General features: G+C 59.6%; 17 protein-coding genes. 7 read left to right on the top strand and 10 right to left on the bottom strand.

Annotated features, from left to right (window positions below; all coding sequences use genetic code 11):
* Positions 1 to 2 precede the first annotated feature (2 nt).
* The 7 genes from CKW15_RS24380 to CKW15_RS24345 form a co-directional block, all read right to left on the bottom strand.
* A complete protein-coding gene (locus tag CKW15_RS24380; protein ID WP_095152826.1) occupies positions 3 to 1,616 on the bottom strand; it encodes an EAL domain-containing protein in 1,614 nt (537 codons plus the stop codon).
* 75 nt (positions 1,617 to 1,691) lie between these two features.
* Positions 1,692 to 2,471, bottom strand: a complete 780-nt coding sequence (locus CKW15_RS24375; protein WP_095059712.1) for an N-acetylmuramoyl-L-alanine amidase — start codon at positions 2,469 to 2,471, stop codon at positions 1,692 to 1,694.
* 103 nt (positions 2,472 to 2,574) lie between these two features.
* On the bottom strand, positions 2,575 to 4,545 hold the full coding sequence (locus tag CKW15_RS24370; protein ID WP_095152825.1) for a GGDEF domain-containing protein: 1,971 nt from the start codon (positions 4,543 to 4,545) through the stop codon (positions 2,575 to 2,577).
* Positions 4,542 to 5,420 carry an endonuclease/exonuclease/phosphatase family protein gene (locus tag CKW15_RS24365; RefSeq protein ID WP_095059714.1) on the bottom strand — a complete coding sequence of 293 codons (879 nt, stop codon included), beginning with the start codon at positions 5,418 to 5,420 and terminating at the stop codon, positions 4,542 to 4,544. The genes CKW15_RS24370 and CKW15_RS24365 overlap by 4 nt, the downstream gene beginning before the upstream one ends.
* Before the next feature lie 14 nt (positions 5,421 to 5,434).
* Positions 5,435 to 6,076 (bottom strand): thiol:disulfide interchange protein DsbA/DsbL, encoded by a 642-nt coding sequence (locus CKW15_RS24360; RefSeq protein ID WP_095059715.1) that lies wholly within the window; start codon positions 6,074 to 6,076, stop codon positions 5,435 to 5,437.
* 198 nt (positions 6,077 to 6,274) lie between these two features.
* Positions 6,275 to 6,904: a cytochrome c gene (locus CKW15_RS24350; protein WP_095059716.1), complete on the bottom strand. Its 630-nt coding sequence runs from the start codon at positions 6,902 to 6,904 to the stop codon at positions 6,275 to 6,277.
* Positions 6,905 to 6,950: 46 nt separating this feature from the next.
* Entirely contained in the window at positions 6,951 to 7,241 is a 291-nt protein-coding gene (locus CKW15_RS24345; protein WP_095059717.1) for a cytochrome c5 family protein, read from the bottom strand.
* Positions 7,242 to 7,432: 191 nt separating this feature from the next.
* Here CKW15_RS24345 and yihA point away from each other — a divergent pair, with 191 nt between their 5' ends.
* Positions 7,433 to 8,077 carry a ribosome biogenesis GTP-binding protein YihA/YsxC gene (gene yihA, locus CKW15_RS24340; RefSeq protein WP_095059718.1) on the top strand — a complete coding sequence of 215 codons (645 nt, stop codon included), beginning with the start codon at positions 7,433 to 7,435 and terminating at the stop codon, positions 8,075 to 8,077.
* A gap of 422 nt (positions 8,078 to 8,499) precedes the next feature.
* On the opposite strand, the gene polA is transcribed toward yihA, so the two are convergent.
* Positions 8,500 to 11,307, bottom strand: a complete 2,808-nt coding sequence (gene polA, locus CKW15_RS24335) for a DNA polymerase I (RefSeq protein ID WP_095152824.1) — start codon at positions 11,305 to 11,307, stop codon at positions 8,500 to 8,502.
* Positions 11,308 to 11,381: 74 nt separating this feature from the next.
* On the opposite strand from polA, the gene CKW15_RS24330 reads away from it, so the two are divergent.
* Together CKW15_RS24330 and CKW15_RS24325 are read left to right on the top strand one after the other, a co-directional pair.
* Positions 11,382 to 11,672: a DUF2782 domain-containing protein gene (locus CKW15_RS24330; protein ID WP_095059720.1), complete on the top strand. Its 291-nt coding sequence runs from the start codon at positions 11,382 to 11,384 to the stop codon at positions 11,670 to 11,672.
* A gap of 57 nt (positions 11,673 to 11,729) precedes the next feature.
* On the top strand, positions 11,730 to 12,680 hold the full coding sequence (locus tag CKW15_RS24325; RefSeq protein ID WP_095059721.1) for a homoserine kinase: 951 nt from the start codon (positions 11,730 to 11,732) through the stop codon (positions 12,678 to 12,680).
* Between the two features lie 171 nt (positions 12,681 to 12,851).
* Here CKW15_RS24325 and CKW15_RS24320 read toward each other — a convergent pair whose 3' ends face one another.
* Positions 12,852 to 13,772, bottom strand: a complete 921-nt coding sequence (locus CKW15_RS24320) for a zinc ABC transporter substrate-binding protein ZnuA (protein ID WP_095152835.1) — start codon at positions 13,770 to 13,772, stop codon at positions 12,852 to 12,854.
* Between the two features lie 66 nt (positions 13,773 to 13,838).
* Here CKW15_RS24320 and zur point away from each other — a divergent pair, with 66 nt between their 5' ends.
* The 4 genes from zur to CKW15_RS24300 are packed head-to-tail and all read left to right on the top strand — an operon-like array spanning position 13,839 to position 16,641.
* A complete protein-coding gene (gene zur, locus CKW15_RS24315) occupies positions 13,839 to 14,321 on the top strand; it encodes a zinc uptake transcriptional repressor Zur (RefSeq protein ID WP_095059722.1) in 483 nt (160 codons plus the stop codon).
* Complete coding sequence (gene znuC / locus CKW15_RS24310; protein ID WP_095152823.1) at positions 14,321 to 15,106, top strand: zinc ABC transporter ATP-binding protein ZnuC; 786 nt, start codon at positions 14,321 to 14,323, stop codon at positions 15,104 to 15,106. The genes zur and znuC overlap by 1 nt, the downstream gene beginning before the upstream one ends.
* Complete coding sequence (znuB, locus tag CKW15_RS24305; protein WP_095059723.1) at positions 15,099 to 15,887, top strand: zinc ABC transporter permease subunit ZnuB; 789 nt, start codon at positions 15,099 to 15,101, stop codon at positions 15,885 to 15,887. Before znuC ends, znuB begins: the two co-directional genes overlap by 8 nt.
* Before the next feature lie 37 nt (positions 15,888 to 15,924).
* A complete protein-coding gene (locus CKW15_RS24300) occupies positions 15,925 to 16,641 on the top strand; it encodes a PA5502 family lipoprotein (protein ID WP_095059724.1) in 717 nt (238 codons plus the stop codon).
* 96 nt (positions 16,642 to 16,737) lie between these two features.
* On the opposite strand, the gene katE is transcribed toward CKW15_RS24300, so the two are convergent.
* Complete coding sequence (gene katE, locus CKW15_RS24295; RefSeq protein WP_095152822.1) at positions 16,738 to 18,876, bottom strand: catalase HPII; 2,139 nt, start codon at positions 18,874 to 18,876, stop codon at positions 16,738 to 16,740.
* Between the last annotated feature and the right edge of the window lie 192 nt (positions 18,877 to 19,068).

The raw sequence follows: 19,068 nt of genomic DNA, 5'->3' as shown, positions 1-19,068 counted from the left end.
CGTCAGGCTTCATCATCCAATCGTCGCACCGTGCGGCGGCGCCCTCGGGTGATCAGTTCAATGAACTGCACCGCGCTCAGGGCCTGGGCGAACAGCCAGCCCTGACCGAACTTCACGCCCTCGCTGCTGAGTAACGCAGCCTGGGCTTCATGTTCGATGCCCTCGGCAATCACCTTGAGGTGCAGTGACTGGGCCATGTGGATGATGTGCGGAGCCACACCACTGCTGGCGGCGTCATGGCCCAGGGCGTCGATAAACGCCTTGTCGATTTTCAGGCAGTCCACCGGCAAGGTTTGCAGGTAGGCGAGGCTGCAATAGCCGGTACCGAAATCATCGATCAACACCTGATGCCCGACATCCCGCAAGGCTTGCAGGTTTTCCCGGGCCACCACCACATCGATCAGGCCGCGCTCGGTGACCTCGAAGGCAATCTGCCGGGCCGCGACCCGATGCAGTGTCAGCAACCGCTCCATGACCTGGCCGATCCGCGGAACCATCACGTCACACGCCGCGAGATTCACCGAAATGTAGAGCTGCGGATTGGCGCGCAGCAATTGCCCGAGCTGTTCAAGCAGGCGTTGCAGCACGAAGTCTGTCATCTGGCGAATTTGCCCGGTGTTCTCCGCCATTGGAATGAACAGATCGGGACTGGTCAGTGTGCCGTCCGGCCTGCGCCACCGCAGCAGGGCTTCAGCGCCCACACAGTTACGGCTATCGAGGTCGAAGATCGGTTGATACAACACCTGCAACTCGCCGCGTCGAATCGCGCCGGTCAGCTCGGCGTCCAGCGACTGTCGCTGACGTACCAGCAGAAACACCAGGAATCCCACGCACACACCCAACGCCAAACTGGCCGGCAGCAGCCACCACCAGACCGTCGGCACATGCATGCCGCTACGTGGGCTGATCAACACCAATTGGTATTCCGGGTTGTCGGTAGGCATGCGGTAAATCAGGCGTGTCCCGGTAATTTGCAGCGCGTCTCGATTTTTCGGTGGCCAGCCTTTTTTCGGTGGCCAGGGCTGTGAGACCCCCAACACCGGAATGGCCCGCGTGCCATCGTCCAGAACAACCAGCAGGCTGCTACCCGGCGACAGATCGACCATGTCGGTCAAATGCCCACGAGACGTCGCCACGCGAAAATTGCCGCGCCCGAGCATCAGCGCGGCACGGTTTTCATCGGGTTCGGTCGTGGTATTGAGCCAATAACTGTAGGTAGGGCCTTCGATGTCTGGTGGTCGAATCAGCGACAACCCTTCCTGACGCGGTCGATTGGAGCAGACACGCGAAGCATCCATGTAGGCTGCTTCGTAAACGAAACGGTAATTGAAACTGACCGCCTGCAAGGTCGCGATCATCTCATCGTCGCAGCCTCTTAACGGCTGGGTCTCAAGGTCATCGAGACTTTCTCGCAACTGCCCGAAAAGTTGTTCCAGACGGGCGAGGAAACGTTCGCCCTGAGCGTTCATTTCCTCGCTCTCGTTTTGCTCAACCTGATGCAGTGCGACGAACAGACTGCCTGTCATCAACATGCCTGTGCTCAAGACAGCCGCCATCAACCCCAGAAACCAGGGGTGATAGAACCAACTTCGAAAGGTATCTCGAGCAGCAGCCATTGTGGAATTCCGGCGAATTACCAATGAGTTATAGCTGCTGATTGAGAAAGCGCCCGCACCGTCGGGCGGTCGTCATTATTTTGTCTGATTTAAGACCATCAACATCGCCGCCGTTTGCGCATCCGGCGTGCCGTCGAAACGGGCTGGCCGGAAACGCATCTGAAACGCTGCGATCACATGCCGTGTTGCAACATCCAGCTCACCGGTTTGTGGCGTGGAATAGCCTAATCGTGCCAATTGCGACTGAAACCAGCTGATGCTCGGCAATTGTGCGGCGAACTGCATTTGCTGGCGCGCCACGGCCTGTTCGTTCGGCCAGATGCCGATACCCTCGGCGGCGAGGCGCTTCCAGGGGAACAGCGGGCCCGGGTCCAGTTTGCGCAGCGGTGCGATGTCACTGTGACCGATGATGTAGCGAGGATTGATGGTGTAGCGCTTGCTGATGTCCTTGAGCAGCACGATCAAGGACTGAATCTGATCCTCGGTGTACGGATACCAGAGCCGGCCGGTCGGGGTGTCCTTGAAGCCCGGATTGACGATTTCGATGCCGATGGAGCTGGAGTTCAGCCAGGTCCTGCCGTCCCACTCGCTTTCACCGGCGTGCCAGGCACGCTGGCTTTCGTCCATCAGCTTGAAAATGGTGGCGCCCTTGTCATCACCGATCAGGTAATGACTGCTGACCTCGCCATGGGTCAGCAATTGCAGCGAACGCTCCATTGAGGCATTGGTGTAGTGCACCACCACGAACTGGATGCGGCTGTCGAAATTGGCAGACTTGTGACGGGTGTCGAATCGAGGGCCGCTGGCACAGCCGGCCAGCAGGATCAGAGACACGAAGAGGGCAAAATATTTCATGGCGAGAGGCTGTACGCAGGAGTCGATAATGCAACAGTGTAACGTACCGCCCTGAACACGGACGGCATTCACGCTGAATTAAACATAATGGAACAATAGGCGATCAGCCCGTTTCGACCCGATTACGACCTGCATTTTTCGCTCGATATAACGCCTGATCGGCCCTTTTAAGCGCCTGATCGCTTTGCTCGCCCGGGCGCAACGCTGTCATCCCCATGGAAATGGTGATGGTCACCGGCTCACCCTTGAAGTGAAACGGGCAGGCCTCGATGGCAGCACGGAGGTTCTCCAGCAGCTTCAGACCGGCCGCAGGCACCGTGGACGGCATCAGCAGGACAAACTCTTCACCACCGAACCGGGCAATGAAATCCGTTCCACGCAGCCGCTTGCGCAATACACCAGCAATGATTTTCAACACTTTGTCGCCAGCCAGGTGCCCGTAGTTATCGTTGATGCGCTTGAAATGATCGAGGTCGAACATGGCCAGCAACAACGTATTGCCATGTTGCTGCCACTGTTTGACTTCATCCTCCAGCCGCTCGCTCCACGCGGCCCGATTGGGCAGCCCGGTCAACGGATCGATCAAGGCTTTCTGGCGCTGCTCTTCTAGGTGCTCGCGGTAACCTTGGGCCTCCTGCTCCATATGGGCGACCCGTTCCGCCAGACTGTGCAGGCGTGCGGCGACCTCTTGCTCGCGTTCGTCGCGTTTTTTCTGGTGCTCGTCCATGGTGCCGAGCAGGCCTTCGAGGTGGTTTTCCAGGACGACTTTGAGATCGTCCAGATCCGCTGCTTCTTGCATGCGGCTCTGCAATCCGTCGACCTGTTCGCGGATCTGCGTGTCCATCTCGCGCGCAGCCGAACGGTTGTCGGCGTGACCGGCGCTGGCTGCCTGAAGGTTGCTCTGGAACGACTCAAGACGCTCGTTGAGTCGCTGCAGGTAGACTTCGAATTCGTGCTGGCCACTGTCGGTGATCGCCAGCATCAACGTCGCGAAATCGTCGAGAATCGGCAGTAACTCGTACCAGTTCAAACCGTTTTTCAGACGATCACGCATGGACTCGGCTTGCGGTCGATGGCGCTCGGGCAACGTCAGGTCATCCAGCAGGCCCAGCAGTGTGTCTTCAATATGGCTGGCCACCGAGCTGTAAGACGGCTCGGGGGAGTCTGGCAGGGCGTAAAGGATGTCGTGCTCGGATAACTCCGGATCGACCGGGGTGATTTCCACCGTGGTGGCCGGTGGAAGGTGCGCGTTTTCTGCCGATGCCTGGGTGATCAGTTCATCGGGGTTGATGGCCGACTCGGTAATTGGCCGCAGCGCCTCGGGGGGCTGTTGTTCCTGGGTTGCGCTTATTGGAGCCGGTTCCGGAGGGTCCACAACAAGCGGCTGGACGATTGAATCGTCGGCCGGCACAAGTAATTCGGTAAGTGGGGGTTCGGGCGCCAGTGACTGTGGCTTCGACACCTCGACGAAAGGTTCCCGGGCCGTAGGTGGCTCGACGCTGACAGGCGCCGCAGGGGCATCGGCATCCGGGGTGTTCGCTGCCTCCGTATCACGATGTCCAAACAACCGCTGCAACAAACCCGGTCGATCCTGCTCGGCCGGGTTCTCAAGCTGGCTCAGCGCTTTACCTTGCAGACCACTCAGCTCACTGAGCAACAATGGAATCTCACGCGCCTGACCCACTCGGGCATCCAGTTGTTTGGCAAAACTCTTGAGCGGCCGACTCACTTCCCGTGGCAACGGCAGTGTTTGCAACTGAGTGACCAGCGCGGTCAGGGCGGCGCTGGTCTGGTTGATCCGGGTTTCGCGGCGTTGCTCAGAGTCGAGCACGGCTTTTTCCAGACGCGGAATCAACGCCGCCAGGCCGGCGTCCATGTCATCGGTACGCACGACTTCGCGCATTTCCTTCATGCACTGGTCCACGGCGCGGTCGGTGCCTTCCGCCGCCAAGGTGCTGCGCACCAGCCCGCGCCGCAACAGGTCGAGTCGTGCATCCCAACGGCGTTCGAGTTTTTCCTGTTGTTCGATGCTTTTGAGGTACTTCTCTTTCCAGCGCTGTGTTTCGTCGCTCATTCAGGGGTTCCGCGAAGGGCAGGACTCAACGCGGGCAATGCATCGGCCGTGAGCGAACCCGGCAGACGAATCTCTACCGCGACCGGCAGGTGATCGGAAATGGGTTGGGCCAGCACCTCGACCTTTTCAAGGGTCAGGGTCGGACTCAAAAGAATATGGTCCAGGCAGCGCTGTGGGCGCCAGCTGGGGAACGTCGCTTCCAGCTGCGGGGCCAGCAGGCCGAGGTCACGCAATGGAGAGTTTTGCAGCAGGTCACTGGCATGGGTGTTCATGTCGCCCATCAGCACCTGGTGCTTATAGCCACCAATGAGCTCGCGGATATAAGCCAATTGCAGGCTTCGAGTACGCGCACCGAGCGCGAGATGCATCATGACCACCACCAGTGCCTCCGGACCTTCGCCGAAGCGCACCAGAATCGCTCCACGGCCTTTTGGCCCAGGCAATGGATGGTCCTCGATCGCCCATGGGCGCAGACGGCTGAGCACGCCATTGCTGTGCTGGCCGAGACGTCCGAGATTGCGATTGAGCTGTTGATACCAGTAGGGGAAGGCGCCGAGCTGGGCCAGGTGTTCGACCTGATTGACGTAACCTGAACGCAGGCTGCCGCCATCGGCTTCCTGCAAGGCGACCAGATCGAAGTCGCCCAGCAGATTGCCGATCTTCTGCAGATTACCGGCGCGCCCGGTGTGGGGCAGCAGATGTTGCCAGCCCCGCGTCAGGTAGTGCCGATAGCGCTCGGTACTGATGCCGACCTGAATATTGAAACTGAGCAGGCGCAAACGACTGTCTGCGGGCAGGCCCGTCGACTCCAGATGGTGCTCGTTGACCCGCGGATCATGCAGGCCAACGATGCGTTCAGTTCCCCAGCGGCGCATGGAAAACGATGCCCTTAGTTGGCGGCAGCCTTATTAGCCGCTCGCTCTTTGTCGATCAGTTTATCGGCCAGTTGCAAGGCTTGTTCGGCACCGCCAGCAGAGCCCACGTCGAAGCGATACTTGCCGTTGACGATCAAGGTAGGAACGCCGGTGATTTCATATTTTTTGGCCAGTTCAGTGGCTTTGGTGATTTGGCCTTTGATGGCGAAAGAATCGAAAGTCGCCAGGAATTTGTCCTTGTCGACGCCCTGGGTGGCCAGGAAATCGGCCATGTCATTCTTGTCGGTCAGCTTTTTGTGCTCTTTCTGAATCGCTTCGAACACCGCGGTATGGACCTTGTGCTCGACACCCATCGCTTCGAGGGTCAGGAACAGCTGGCCGTGTGCGTTCCAAGGGCCACCGAACATGGCAGGGATACGGACGAAATTCACGTCGGAAGGCAGCTTCTCGACCCATGGATTGATCACCGGCTCGAAAGCGTAGCAATGCGGGCAGCCGTACCAGAACAGCTCAACCACTTCGATCTTGCCAGGCACGGCAACCGGAACCGGATTGGTCAGTTCGACATAAGGGGCGGCTGGGGCTTCGGCGGCCTGGGCAGTCATGCCGAACAGGCTGGCAGCGGCAAAAACGGCGCTGATGATCAGATTACGCATGCTTTACTCCTGGACAATTTTATCGCCTCGCGCGACCTGTTCTCAGACAGATCGCGGCGGGCTCGAGTTCTGTAGTGTAGCGGCAGCGGCCACAAAAAAGGGCGGCCAAAGCCACCCTTTTTATACTTGCTGTGACGGATTAATCGAGCGTTAACGTTGCAAGATATATGCAATCGCGTCACGCCCGATTCGTCGGTCTTAGTGCAGGCCCTGAATGTAGCTGGACACTGCGGCGATGTCTTCGTCGCTCAGGCGCTTGGCGATGGTCTGCATGGTTTTCGCATCGCCATCGTTGGTGCGACCGCCTTCTTCCTTGCGGAAATCAGTCAGTTGCTTGGCGACGTATTGAGCGTGCTGGCCACCCAGGTGCGGGAAACCGGCGGCAGCGTTGCCGGTGCCGTTTGGCGAGTGACAGCCGGTGCAGGATGGCAGGCCCTTGGCCATGTCGCCGCCACGGAACAGTGCTTCACCCCGTGCCACGATTTTCGGATCGGCGGCGCCGACGCTGCCTTTCTGGCTGGCGAAGTAAGCGGCGATGTCCGCCAGGTCCTGATCGCTCAGGTTGGTCAGCAGGCCGGTCATTTCCAGAACCGTGCGCTTGCCCGACTTGATGTCGTGCAGCTGCTTGGTCAGGTAGCGTTCGCCCTGACCCGCCAGTTTTGGAAAGTTTGGCGCCATGCTGTTGCCATCCGGTCCGTGGCAAGCGCCACATACGGCGGCTTTTGCCTGGCCTGCGGCGGCGTCACCGGGTTTTACTGGCTCACCTGCAGCATTGGCAATGCCGGAGATCCCCATGGTCAACAGCAGACTCACGATCAATTTGTTCATCAGCTAATCCAACTACGGCTAAGGGTTGAAGAGTTATGGACCGGGCTTACTCGCTCATCCAATGGATGATGGCTTGGTAATCCTCGGCACTGCAGTCCATGCACAAACCACGCGGCGGCATCGCCTTGAAACCCTGGGTCACGTGTTGCACCAGCGTCTCCATACCTTTCGCCAACCTCGGCGTCCAGGCTTCCTGATCGCCCTTGCGGGGCGCCGTTGGAAGCTGGCCGGAATGACAGGCACCACAAACACGGTTGTACACAGCTTCCGGATCCTGTGTAGCCTGAGCGCTGTAAAGCGGCATCAAGACACCGGCAGCTAGCAGCCATTTCGTCATAAAACGACCTTTTCAGGGTTGAGAGCGTGCTGCGTTCTAGTGCGCAATCAAGGTCTGTCGCTCTCGTGAACTTCATCCTACGCTGGGACAAAGCGCACACAAAATCTGCGGCATTATATACTGGCGTCACTGAAACGGAAGCGACACTGCTTGCCGCACCTATTCCTGGCGCCGCCCACATCGGAAATCCCATGCAACTCAAGAATCCCATCCTCGGTCTGTGCCAACAGTCCACCTTCATGCTCAGCGCCGCCAAAGTCGACCAATGTCCGGATGACGAAGGCTTTGAAGTCGCCTTCGCCGGGCGTTCCAACGCTGGCAAATCGAGTGCACTGAACACCCTGACCCACGCCAGCCTGGCGCGGACCTCGAAAACCCCGGGTCGCACGCAACTGTTGAATTTCTTCAAGCTAGACGATGAACGCCGTCTGGTCGACCTGCCGGGCTACGGTTATGCAAAAGTACCGATTCCGCTCAAGCAACACTGGCAGCGTCACCTGGAAGCCTATCTCGGCGGCCGCGAGAGTTTGAAGGGTCTGATTCTGATGATGGACATCCGCCATCCGATGACCGATTTCGACCTGCTGATGCTCGACTGGGCCGTGGCCGCGGGCATGCCGATGCACATTCTGCTGACCAAAGCGGACAAGCTGACCTACGGCGCCGCCAAGAACACGCTGCTCAAGGTTCAAGCGGAAATCCGCAAGGGCTGGGGCGATCTCGTGACCATTCAGCTGTTTTCGGCCCCCAAGCGCATGGGCCTGGAAGACGCCTACACTGTATTGGCAGGGTGGATGGAATTGGCGGACAAGGGCTCCGAAGCAGAAGCCGAATAAGCGAGAAAAACTGCCTGTGACGCACTCAGGCAGTTTTCTTCAGGCAAAAAAAACCCCGGACTTCTTATGGGGAGGGGGAAGTTCCGGGGTTCAAATTCTAGACCGCTAGGGCGGGGTCCAGATATCTGCCAACACTTAACACAACATAGGAGCTCGAAGGGCTTCACCAGCCATTCAGTAACTCTGAGTGCCTGAATCGAAGATTAGTTCAGATTTTTTTCGATTAGCTTTGGAATAACCCCAAGAACGCTTCGAACTAAGCAGCCCTCGCCCCCTCTGCCGCGGTATTTCGCCGCGCACAAACGATGATTTCTCTGTTGGAGCGAGCTTGCTCGCGATGGAGTGTCATCCAAGTCAATGTGGCTGATACACCTTCGCGAGCGGGCTCGCTCCTACAGAGGGCCGTGGCCTTTTCAGACGGGTTAGTGAGCCTCATCCCAGTTGTTTCCGACGCCGACTTCCACCAGCAGCGGAACATCGAGCTTCGCCGCTTCGCTCATGTGCACGCGAATTTCTTCGCGGACCTGATCGACCAGATCCTCACGCACCTCAAGCACCAGTTCATCGTGCACCTGCAGGATGACTTTGGCGTCCAGGCCCGAGGCTGTCAGCCAGTCATCCACCGCGACCATGGCTTTCTTGATGATGTCTGCAGCGGTGCCCTGCATCGGCGCGTTGATCGCCGTGCGCTCAGCGGCAGCGCGTTCTTGCGGCTTGTTGGAGTTGATGTCCGGCAGGTACAGGCGCCGTCCAAAGAACGTCTCCACGAAACCTTGCTCGGCCGCTTGGGCACGAGTGCGATCCATGTACTGGCGAACGCCGGGATAACGGGCGAAGTACGTATCGATGTAAGCCTTGGCGGTCTTGGTGTCGACGCCAATGTCCTTGCCGAGCTTCTGCGCACCCATGCCGTAGATCAGGCCGAAGTTGATCGCCTTGGCGCTGCGGCGCTGGTCAGAGGTCACGTTCGCCAGGTCGTCCACCTTGAAGACCTCGGCGGCGGTCGCGGTATGCACGTCCAGATTGTGGCGGAAGGCGTTCATCAACCCTTCATCCCTGGACAGGTGCGCCATGATCCGCAGTTCGATCTGCGAATAGTCCGCTGCTAGCAATTTGTAACCGGTCGGTGCCACGAAAGCCTGACGAATGCGACGCCCTTCAGCCGTGCGCACCGGAATGTTCTGCAGGTTCGGATCGCTGGAGGACAGCCGGCCGGTGGACGCCACCGCCTGATGATACGACGTGTGAATCCGCCCGGTGCGCGGGTTGATCTGTTCCGGCAAACGGTCGGTGTAGGTGCTTTTCAGCTTGCTCATGGAACGGTATTCCATCAGCACCTTAGGCAACCGGTAGTCGTCCTCGGCCAGTTTCGCCAGCACCTCTTCGGCGGTGGACGGCTGGCCCTTGGCGGTTTTCTTCAGCACCGGCAGACCGAGTTTTTCGTAGAGGATCACGCCCAGTTGCTTGGGCGATCCGAGGTTGAACTCTTCCCCGGCAATCTCGAAGGCTTCACGCTCCAGCGCGACCATCTTGTCACCCAACTCGATGCTTTGAATGCCGAGCAACGCGGCATCAACGAAAGCGCCTTGGCGCTCGATGCGCGCCAGCACCGGCACCAAGGGGATTTCGATGTCGGTCAGCACGCTGGCCAGGCTCGGGATGGCGCTGAGCTTTTCATGCAGGACTTGATGCAGACGCAAGGTGATGTCGGCGTCTTCGGCCGCATACGGACCGGCCTGTTCAAGAGCGATCTGGTCAAACGTCAGCTGCTTCACGCCTTTGCCGGCGATGTCCTGGAAACTCACCGTGGTGTGATCCAGGTATTTCAGCGCCAGGCTGTCCATGTCGTGGCGAGTCGCCGTCGAATTGAGGACGTAAGACTCGAGCATGGTGTCGAACGCAACGCCGCGCACGGTGATGCCGTTGGCTTGATCGCCGCCGATGGCGCAGTTGGCCAGGATGTTGATGTCGAACTTGGCGTGCTGACCCACTTTGAGCTTGTTCGGATCTTCCAGGATCGGCTTCAGCGCGCGCAGGACGGTGTCGCGATCCAGCTGCTGCGGTACGCCGATGTAGGAATGGGTCAACGGGATGTAGGCCGCTTCGTTGGCCTGCACCGCGAACGACAACCCCACCAGTTGCGCCTGCTGCGCATCGATTCCGGTGGTTTCGGTATCGAAGGCGAACAGCTTGGCGTTGTTCAGTTTTTCCAGCCAGACATCGAAACGCGCTTGATCGAGGATGGTTTCGTAAGCGGCTTCAGCAGCGACGATCGGTGCTTCGGCCTCGGGTTCGCTGAACAGGTCGACGGCCGGTGCAGGCTCGGCGGCAGCGCTCAGCTCCAGGCGTTTGGCGTCGCGATCAAGGTCGTTCAGCCAGCTTTTGAATTCCAGCAGGGTGTACAACTCGTAGAGTTTCGCCGGATCTTCCGGACCCATTTGCAGATCGTCGAGGCCAATGTCCAAAGGCACGTCGACCTTGATGGTCGCCAGTTGATAGGAGAGGAATGCCATCTCCTTGTGCTCTTCGAGTTTGGCCGGCAGGGTCTTGGCGCCACGGATCGGCAGGGTCGGGACGATGTCGAGCTGCGCATAGAGATCGGTCAGGCCACCATTCACGCCAACCAACAGGCCGGAAGCGGTCTTCGGACCGATGCCCGGAACGCCCGGGATGTTGTCGGACGAATCGCCCATGAGTGCCAGATAATCGATGATCTGCTCGGGAGCGACGCCGAATTTCTCCTTCACGCCGTCCACGTCCATGCTGCTACCAGTCATGGTGTTGACCAAGGTAATGTGACCATCGACCAGTTGCGCCATGTCCTTGTCGCCGGTCGAGATGATCACCGGGCGATCGGCGGCCGCGCTGCTGCGGGCCAGGGTGCCGATCACATCATCGGCCTCGACGCCTTCGACGCACAGTAACGGGAACCCGAGGGCGATCACGCTCTGGTGCAGCGGTTCGATCTGCACGCGCATGTCGTCGGGCATGCTCGGACGGTTGGCCTTGTATTCGGCGTACATTTCATCGCGAAAAGTCCCACCCTTGGCGTCAAACACCACGGCGAACGGACTGTCCGGATATTGCTTGCGCAGGCTCTTGAGCATGTTCAAGACGCCCTTGACCGCGCCGGTCGGCAGGCCTTTGGAAGTGGTCAGCGGTGGCAGTGCGTGAAAGGCGCGGTACAGGTAAGAAGAACCGTCCACCAGGACGAGGGGGGCTTGGCTCATGAGCAGGATCAACCTTTTCGGCGGGTCCGGCGCTAGAATAGCGGGACCGTTGACGACAAAGGGACAAGGTTATCATGCGCACACTAAATCGCCTGTTGCTGGCTGGCTTGTTTGCAATTACACCATTGGCCGCCATGGCGGCGGACGATGCGCCATCGCCGGAACCGGAAGTTACCATCCGCACGGAAGGGGACAAGGTCATTCAGGAGTACCGCCAAAACGGTTTCCTGTATGCGATCAAGGTCACGCCGAAGGGTGCGCCACCGTATTTCCTGGTGCGCTCTGACGGGACGGATGCAAACTTCATCCGCTCGGATCAGCCAGATATGCTGATTCCCGCGTGGAAAATCTTTGAGTGGAAGTAGTTTCTTAATTTCAATCGGCGCTGGCCCAACAGCGGCGCCCGTACTGGCAGTTTAAACATGTCTGTGTTCACCCCCCTGGCTCGGCCCGAGCTGGAAGCTTTTCTCGCCCCTTATGGCCTCGGCCGCCTGCTTGATTTCCAGGGGATTGCCGCCGGTAGCGAAAACACCAATTTCTTTATCAGTCTGGAGCAGGGTGAATTCGTCCTGACCCTGATCGAGCGCGGCCCGGTTCAGGAGATGCCGTTCTTCATTGAACTGCTCGACGTACTGCATGACGCCGACCTGCCGGTGCCTTACGCGATCCGCACCACCGACGGCGTGGCCTTGCGTGAACTGGCCGGCAAGCCTGCGCTGTTGCAACCGCGCCTGGCCGGCAAGCACATCAAGCAAGCCAACGCGCAACATTGCACGCAGGTGGGCGAGCTGCTGGGGCATCTGCACCTGGCGACCCAGAACAACATGATCAAGCGCAAAACCGATCGTGGCCTGGACTGGATGCTGGAGGAAGGCACGCAGTTTCTATCGCACGTTAATGCCGAGCAAAAAAATCTGCTGCAACGGGCGCTGGACGAAATCGCACAACAGAAAGAGAAAATTCTGGCGCTGCCACGCGCCAACATCCACGCCGACCTGTTCCGCGACAACACGATGTTCGAAGGCACGCACCTGACCGGGCTGATCGACTTCTATAACGCCTGCTCGGGGCCGATGCTCTACGACGTGGCGATTGCCTTGAACGACTGGTGTTCGGACGACGACGGTTTGATCGACGGACCGCGAGCGCGGGCCTTGTTGGGCGCTTATGCCGCGTTGCGTCCGTTCACGGCGGCCGAAGCCGAACTGTGGCCGACGATGTTGCGGGTGGCGTGTGTACGGTTCTGGCTGTCACGCTTGATTGCGGCGGAGTCGTTCGCCGGTCAGGACGTGTTGATTCACGATCCGATGGAGTTCCAGTTGCGATTGGCGCAGCGGCAGACGGTCAATACGCCGTTGCCTTTCGCCCTTTAAGGCAAAAGATCGCAGCCTTCGGCAGCTCACAGAGATATGCGTAACTCTGTAGGCGTCGGCTTGCTGGCGATGGTCGTTAACGATAACGCGTAGGGCATGGTTAAACGCGGTGCCCTTGAGTCCATCGCCAGCAAGCCAGCTCCTACATGGGGCTGCAATCTTTTTATGGGGTTACAACGACTCCAGGCACCCCGCCAAATCATTCCCCAGCTTCTCCAGCAGATGCTCATACCCCTGAGCAGTCGCAGGCGTGTACCCGCCCAGCGCATCCAGTTCCGCCAGTTTCACCGGCAGCCCCGCCACCAGTGTTTCAGCCAAACGCGGACGCAGCGGCGGTTCGCTGAACACGCAAGTCTTGCCGACTTCCTGCAAGCGCGTGCGCATCGCCGCCACGTGCTGGGCACCGGGTTGTACTTCCGCAGCGACACTGAACACGCCCGCGTGCTTGAGGCCATAGGCGTCTTCGAAGTAGTCGAAGGCTTCGTGGAACACGAAGTAGGGTTTGCCTTCAATGCCGGCCAGACGTTTCTTCAGCCGAAGGTCGAGCGCATCGAGACGCTCATCGAACGCCTTGAGGTTGCTTTGATAGCGCGTGGCATTGGCAGGGTCGGCAGCGCTGAGGTCGGCAGCCATTTTACTGGCGATAACCCGGGCGTTGACCGGAGACAGCCACAAGTGCGCGTCCAGGCTGCCGGGGCGATGATCGTGGTCATGTTCGTCGGCTTCTTCGGGATGGGAGTGGTTATCTTCGGCGAAATGTCGGAGTTTCAGCCCAGGCAGGTCCTGCACGGCAATGCTCGGCAGCGTACGACCCTTCAGCACGCGGGGCAGGAAACCTTCCATGTCCGGGCCAATCCAGTACAGCAGATCCACCGACTGCACCTTGCGTACGTCGGACGGGCGCAAGGCATAGTTATGCGGCGATGCACCGGGTGGCAGCAAAACCTCTGGAATCGCCACACCGTCCTGCACTGCCGCGGCAATCAACTGCAACGGCTTGATGCTGGTAAGAACCTTGACCTCGGCTTGCGCCGTACCGATCAGCAGAAAACTTGCGATAAATGCGACAAAGATAGAAAAAAGTCGGGACACGATGACCACTCGAAGAGGCGAGAACGGGTAACATAATAACGTCTCTCACAAAACTCGTCGCCGCTCATGCCTAAAACACCGATTGCCAGCCGCCCCCACGACCACTCTCATTGCGTTCACAGCGCTTTGTCCGAGGCCGATGTCCTGTGCGCACGTCAGGGTCTGCGCCTGACCGCATTGCGCCGGCGGGTGCTGGAACTGGTGTGGCAAAGCCACAAGCCGCTGGGTGCGTACGACATTCTCGCGGTGCTCAGCGAGCAGGACGGCCGCCGCGCCGCGCCGCCAACCGTGTACCGCGCGCTGGATTTCCTGCTGGAGAACGGCCTGGTACACCGCATCGCCTCGCTCAACGCCTTCATCGGCTGCAATCATCCGGGGCACGCTCACCAGGGCCAATTCCTGATTTGCCGTGTATGCCATGCCGCCATTGAACTCGAACAGAAGTCCATCAGCGACGCGATCATCACCAGCGCCAAAGATGTCGGGTTTGTCGTCGAAGGCCAGACCGTCGAAGTCGTCGGTCTCTGCTCGGGTTGCCAGGGGGCTTGATGAGCAACGCGCTGATTCGCCTGGAGCAGGTTGCCGTCACATTCGCCGGACAGCCCGTGCTGGATAACATCGAACTGAGCGTCGAGCCGGGGCAGATCGTCACCCTGATCGGCCCCAACGGCGCCGGCAAGACCACGCTGGTGCGCGCCGTGCTCGGCTTGTTGAAACCCGACAGCGGCAGCGTCTGGCGCAAGCCGAAAATGCGCGTGGGCTACATGCCGCAAAAGCTTCACGTCGATCCGACGCTGCCGCTCTCGGTGCTGCGCTTCTTGCGTCTGGTGCCGGGTGTGGACCGTGCGATGGCATTGGCCGCGCTCAAGGAAGTCGGCGCCGAGCAGGTCATCGACAGCCCGGTGCAAAGCGTTTCCGGCGGTGAAATGCAGCGCGTGTTGCTGGCCCGTGCCTTGTTGCGCGAGCCGGAATTACTGGTGCTCGATGAACCGGTACAAGGCGTCGACGTGGCTGGCCAGGCCGAACTCTATAGCTTGATCACCCGCCTGCGTGACCGTCACGGTTGCGGCGTGCTGATGGTTTCTCACGATCTGCACCTAGTGATGAGCACCACCGACCAGGTGGTCTGCCTGAATCGCCACGTCTGCTGCTCCGGCCATCCAGAGCAAGTCAGCGGCGATCCGGCTTTCGTCGAGCTGTTCGGAAAGAACGCACAAAGCCTGGCGATCTATCACCACCATCACGACCACGCCCACGATTTGCACGGCTCGGTGGTCAAGGCACCCGCGTCGGGCCAACCCCATGTTCACGGAGATAGCTGCAAGCATGGCTGATTTTCTGCTCTACGCCCTGCTTGCAGGTTTGGCTTTGGCCGTCGTCGCGGGACCGTTGGGGTCGTTCGTGGTCTGGCGGCGCATGGCCTATTTTGGCGACACGCTTTCTCACGCGGCGTTGCTGGGTGTGGCGCTGGGCTTTCTGCTGGATGTCAGCCCGACCGTCGCGGTCACCGTCGGCTGCTTGCTGTTGGCGATCCTGCTGGTGACATTACAACAGCGCCAACCGCTGGCGTCCGACACCCTTTTGGGAATTCTCGCACCGAGCACACTCTCTCTGGGCCTGGTGGTACTAAGCTTCATGCACGAAGTGCGGATCGACCTGATGGCCTATCTGTTCGGCGACCTGCTGGCGATCAGTCCGACCGACCTGGCCTGGATCCTCGGCGGCAGTGCAGCGGTGCTGGCGTTGCTGGTGACGCTATGGCGCCCGTTGCTGGCGATCACCGTGCATGAAGAGTTGGCCAGGGTCGAAGGCTTGCCCGTGGCGGGGCTGCGCATGGCGCTGATGCTGCTGATCGCCGTGGTGATTGCCGTGGCGATGAAAATCGTCGGCGTATTGCTCATTACTTCGTTGCTGATCATTCCGGCGGCTGCGGCACAACGTCACGCCCGATCACCGGAACAGATGGCACTGGGCGCGAGCCTGCTGGGCATACTCGCCGTGTGTGGCGGGCTGGCACTGTCCTGGTTCAAGGACACCCCGGCCGGACCGTCAATTGTCGTGGCGGCCGCCGCGCTATTTCTGCTGAGTTTTGTTCTGCCCCGTCGAGGGGTGTAGACTTGCTCGTTTTTTGCGCAAATAGAGAGTCGCAGGAATGAAGTCGTTCGCCTCCCGTTATCTGCTCCTTGTCGCATTTTCTGTGCTACTGGGCGCCTGTCAAAGCACGCCACCGGCAGCCACCCAGGCCTCCGATGCGCGGGCCACGGCCATCGCGCAACTGGAACAAAGCCTGGCCAGCAGCGAGCTGGCCACCGCCGAAGATCAATTGGCAGCCTTGCAAGCTGAATCGCCCAACGATCAATCCCTTGAGCAGTACCAGCGGCAACTGGCCGAAGCCTATCTGCTGCGCAGCCAGATCGTGCTGCAAAAGGGCGATGTCAATGCAGCCGCCACCGCCCTGGCCCGTGCCCGCGCCTTGATGCCGAAGGCGCCAGCGCTAACCGGTGGCGTAAACGGTCCTATTGCTGAAGCCCGCAAAGCTGAACTGGAAAAAGCCGAAGCTGCCCTTAAAGCCGCTGAGGCAATGCCAAAAGCCAAAGTCATTGACCCAACCGCTGAAAGCACCACGGTTGCACTGAACATCAACGACATTGCCAAACTGCGTCGCCAAATGGATGCGATCGCCGCCGATGTGGTGAATTATCAGTGCGATGTCAGCATTCAGGCGCCGCGTACTGACGACTATCCATGGCTGGCGACCTTGCTGACCAAGCGCGTGACGAAGCTCGATCCGGAATTTGATCTGAAGCTTGAGCGGCAGATTTTGCGTAGCGTGCCGGCGCAGATGGTTTTGAGTCCGCGTAAGCCTTAACAGCATCGTCGGAACGCCGCCCGGAGCAAGCTCGCTCCTACCCCCCTGTAGGAGCGAGCTTGCTCGCGATGGCGGCCTCTCTAGCTCCGTAGAGCTTCAGGCCGGAATCGCCTTGGCCTTCTCCTCCCGCTCCCACACCCGATGCTGCCCGATCGCAGCCAGAAACGGTTTGATCAGCTTCGCATCCACGCCCACGATCAACCCCGCATCAACCTCTAGCTTCAACACATCCAGCAACTGCTTCGCTTCGCCCTGCAGCGCGATGGCTTTCAGGTGTTTGTAGGCTTCGAGCACGTAGTGCAGCGCCACGCCATCCGTACTCAACGCCTTGATCGACGCCGCGCCGCCGGGCACGAACACCGCATCGAAGGCTATCGAGGGCGAACCTTCCATCGAGGCGTCGACCGCGAGGGTTTTGCCATCAGCAGTTTTCACTGGCGCCGAACTCGGACCTAACAGTTTCCCGTGCGCCCCCTCGGCTTTCAGCGCTTTCTTCATCGCATCAATGGCCGCGCCATCGACACCGTTGGCCGCCAATATCGCCACCTTGCGGGTTTTGATGTTCTCCGGCAGCAGGTTCGCCTGACTCAGCGCCGGAGAGTGATCCAGCGAGATTTTCGGGACCTCGACAGTGCCCGCGGTCGGCGCTGGCAACCCCAGGTTCTGCGCCACGCGCTTGGCCAGCTCCAGATCAATGTTGGCGAGAATCTCATTCACTTCGCGGGCGCGGATCGTTTCCCGTTCGACCTTGCCCAGCTCGAAGCTGTAGGCAGAGATGATGTGCTCCTGTTCATGTTTGCTCATGCTGTGGAAAAACAGCCGTGCCTGGGAGAAATGGTCGCTGAACGACTCGCTGCGCTGGCGGATCTTGTTGGCGTCGATGCGTTCCGGATAGCTCTCGAAGCCGCCATCCTGAGCGGCGGGTGGCGTTTCCTTCGGCCAGCCACCATCGATGGAATTCGGCTCATAAGAGGCGCGCCCCTTGTCGATGGTGGTGCGGTGTTGCGCATCCCGCTGACCGTTGTGGAACGGCGCGACCGGACGATTGATCGGGACCTCATGAAAATTCGGCCCGCCGAGTCGGCTGATTTGCGTATCGGTGTAGGAAAACAACCGGCCTTGCAGCAATGGGTCGTTGGAGAAATCGATCCCCGGCACGATATGCCCAGGGCAGAAGGCGACCTGTTCGGTTTCGGCAAAGAAGTTGTCCGGGTTGCGGTTGAGCACCATTTTGCCCAGCGGTGTGATGGGCACAAGTTCTTCGGGAATGAGTTTGGTCGGGTCGAGGAGGTCGAAATCGAAGGCGTGTTCGTTTTCTTCCTCCACCACCTGAACACCGAGTTCCCACTCCGGATAGTCACCGATCTCGATCGACTCCCAGAGATCACGGCGATGGTAGTCGGCGTCTTTTCCCGCAAGCTTCTGCGCCTCGTCCCACACCAGTGAGCAAGTGCCCGCCGTAGGGCGCCAGTGGAATTTGACGAAGCGCGACTTGCCCTCGGCATTGATCATGCGAAACGTGTGCACGCCGAAGCCCTGCATGCTGCGCAGGCTCTTGGGGATGGCCCGGTCGGACATCGCCCACATCACCATGTGCGCCGACTCCGGTACCAGCGAAACAAAGTCCCAGAACGTATCGTGGGCCGAGCCACCGGTAGGGATTTCGTTGTGCGGCTCGGGTTTTACCGCGTGCACGAAGTCGGGAAACTTGACGGCATCCTGGATAAAGAACACCGGCATGTTGTTTCCGACCAGGTCGAAATTGCCTTCGTCGGTGAAGAACTTCACCGCGAACCCTCTGACGTCCCGCACGGTATCGCCCGACCCACGTGGACCTTGCACCGTGGAAAAACGCACGAACACCGGGGTTTTCTGCGACGGGTCCTGTAGGAACCCGGCTTTGGTCAGCACCGAATGGTTTTCGTAACACTGGAAAAAACCATGGGCTCCGGTTCCGCGGGCGTGAACGATGCGCTCGGGAATGCGCTCATGGTCAAAATGCGTGATCTTTTCACGCATGATGAAATCTTCCAGCAGCGACGGCCCGCGCGCTCCGGCCTTCAGGCTGTTCTGGTTGTCCGCCACTTTCACGCCCTGATTGGTACGCAGGGCCTGGGCAGTGGCGTCGGAGCGGAAGGTTTCCAGGCTGTCGAGCTTGGTGTTGGTGTTGTTGCGGTCCGGGGTATCGGTCCCGGCCAGTGCGCTCTGGGTGGCGGCAGGCTTCTTGGTACTCATCAGGCGTGAACTCCTCGGGCGGTTTGCAGTGGCCTAAGTAGTGACTGGCGGGCATCTTTAGCCGTTCCTTTTTTCTGACCTTTGATCGCGTTATTGCTAAATGGCAGGACAAATACGAAATAAATGCTAAGAACCTCTATACGGACAGGCTAAAATGCGCGCCCGGCTAACCGCTGATCCTTTTCTAACGCG

This window comes from Pseudomonas sp. Irchel s3b5, from assembly GCF_900187435.1.
In the GTDB taxonomy this organism is placed as follows: domain Bacteria; phylum Pseudomonadota; class Gammaproteobacteria; order Pseudomonadales; family Pseudomonadaceae; genus Aquipseudomonas.
This window is presented reverse-complemented; position numbering and strand designations above follow the sequence as displayed.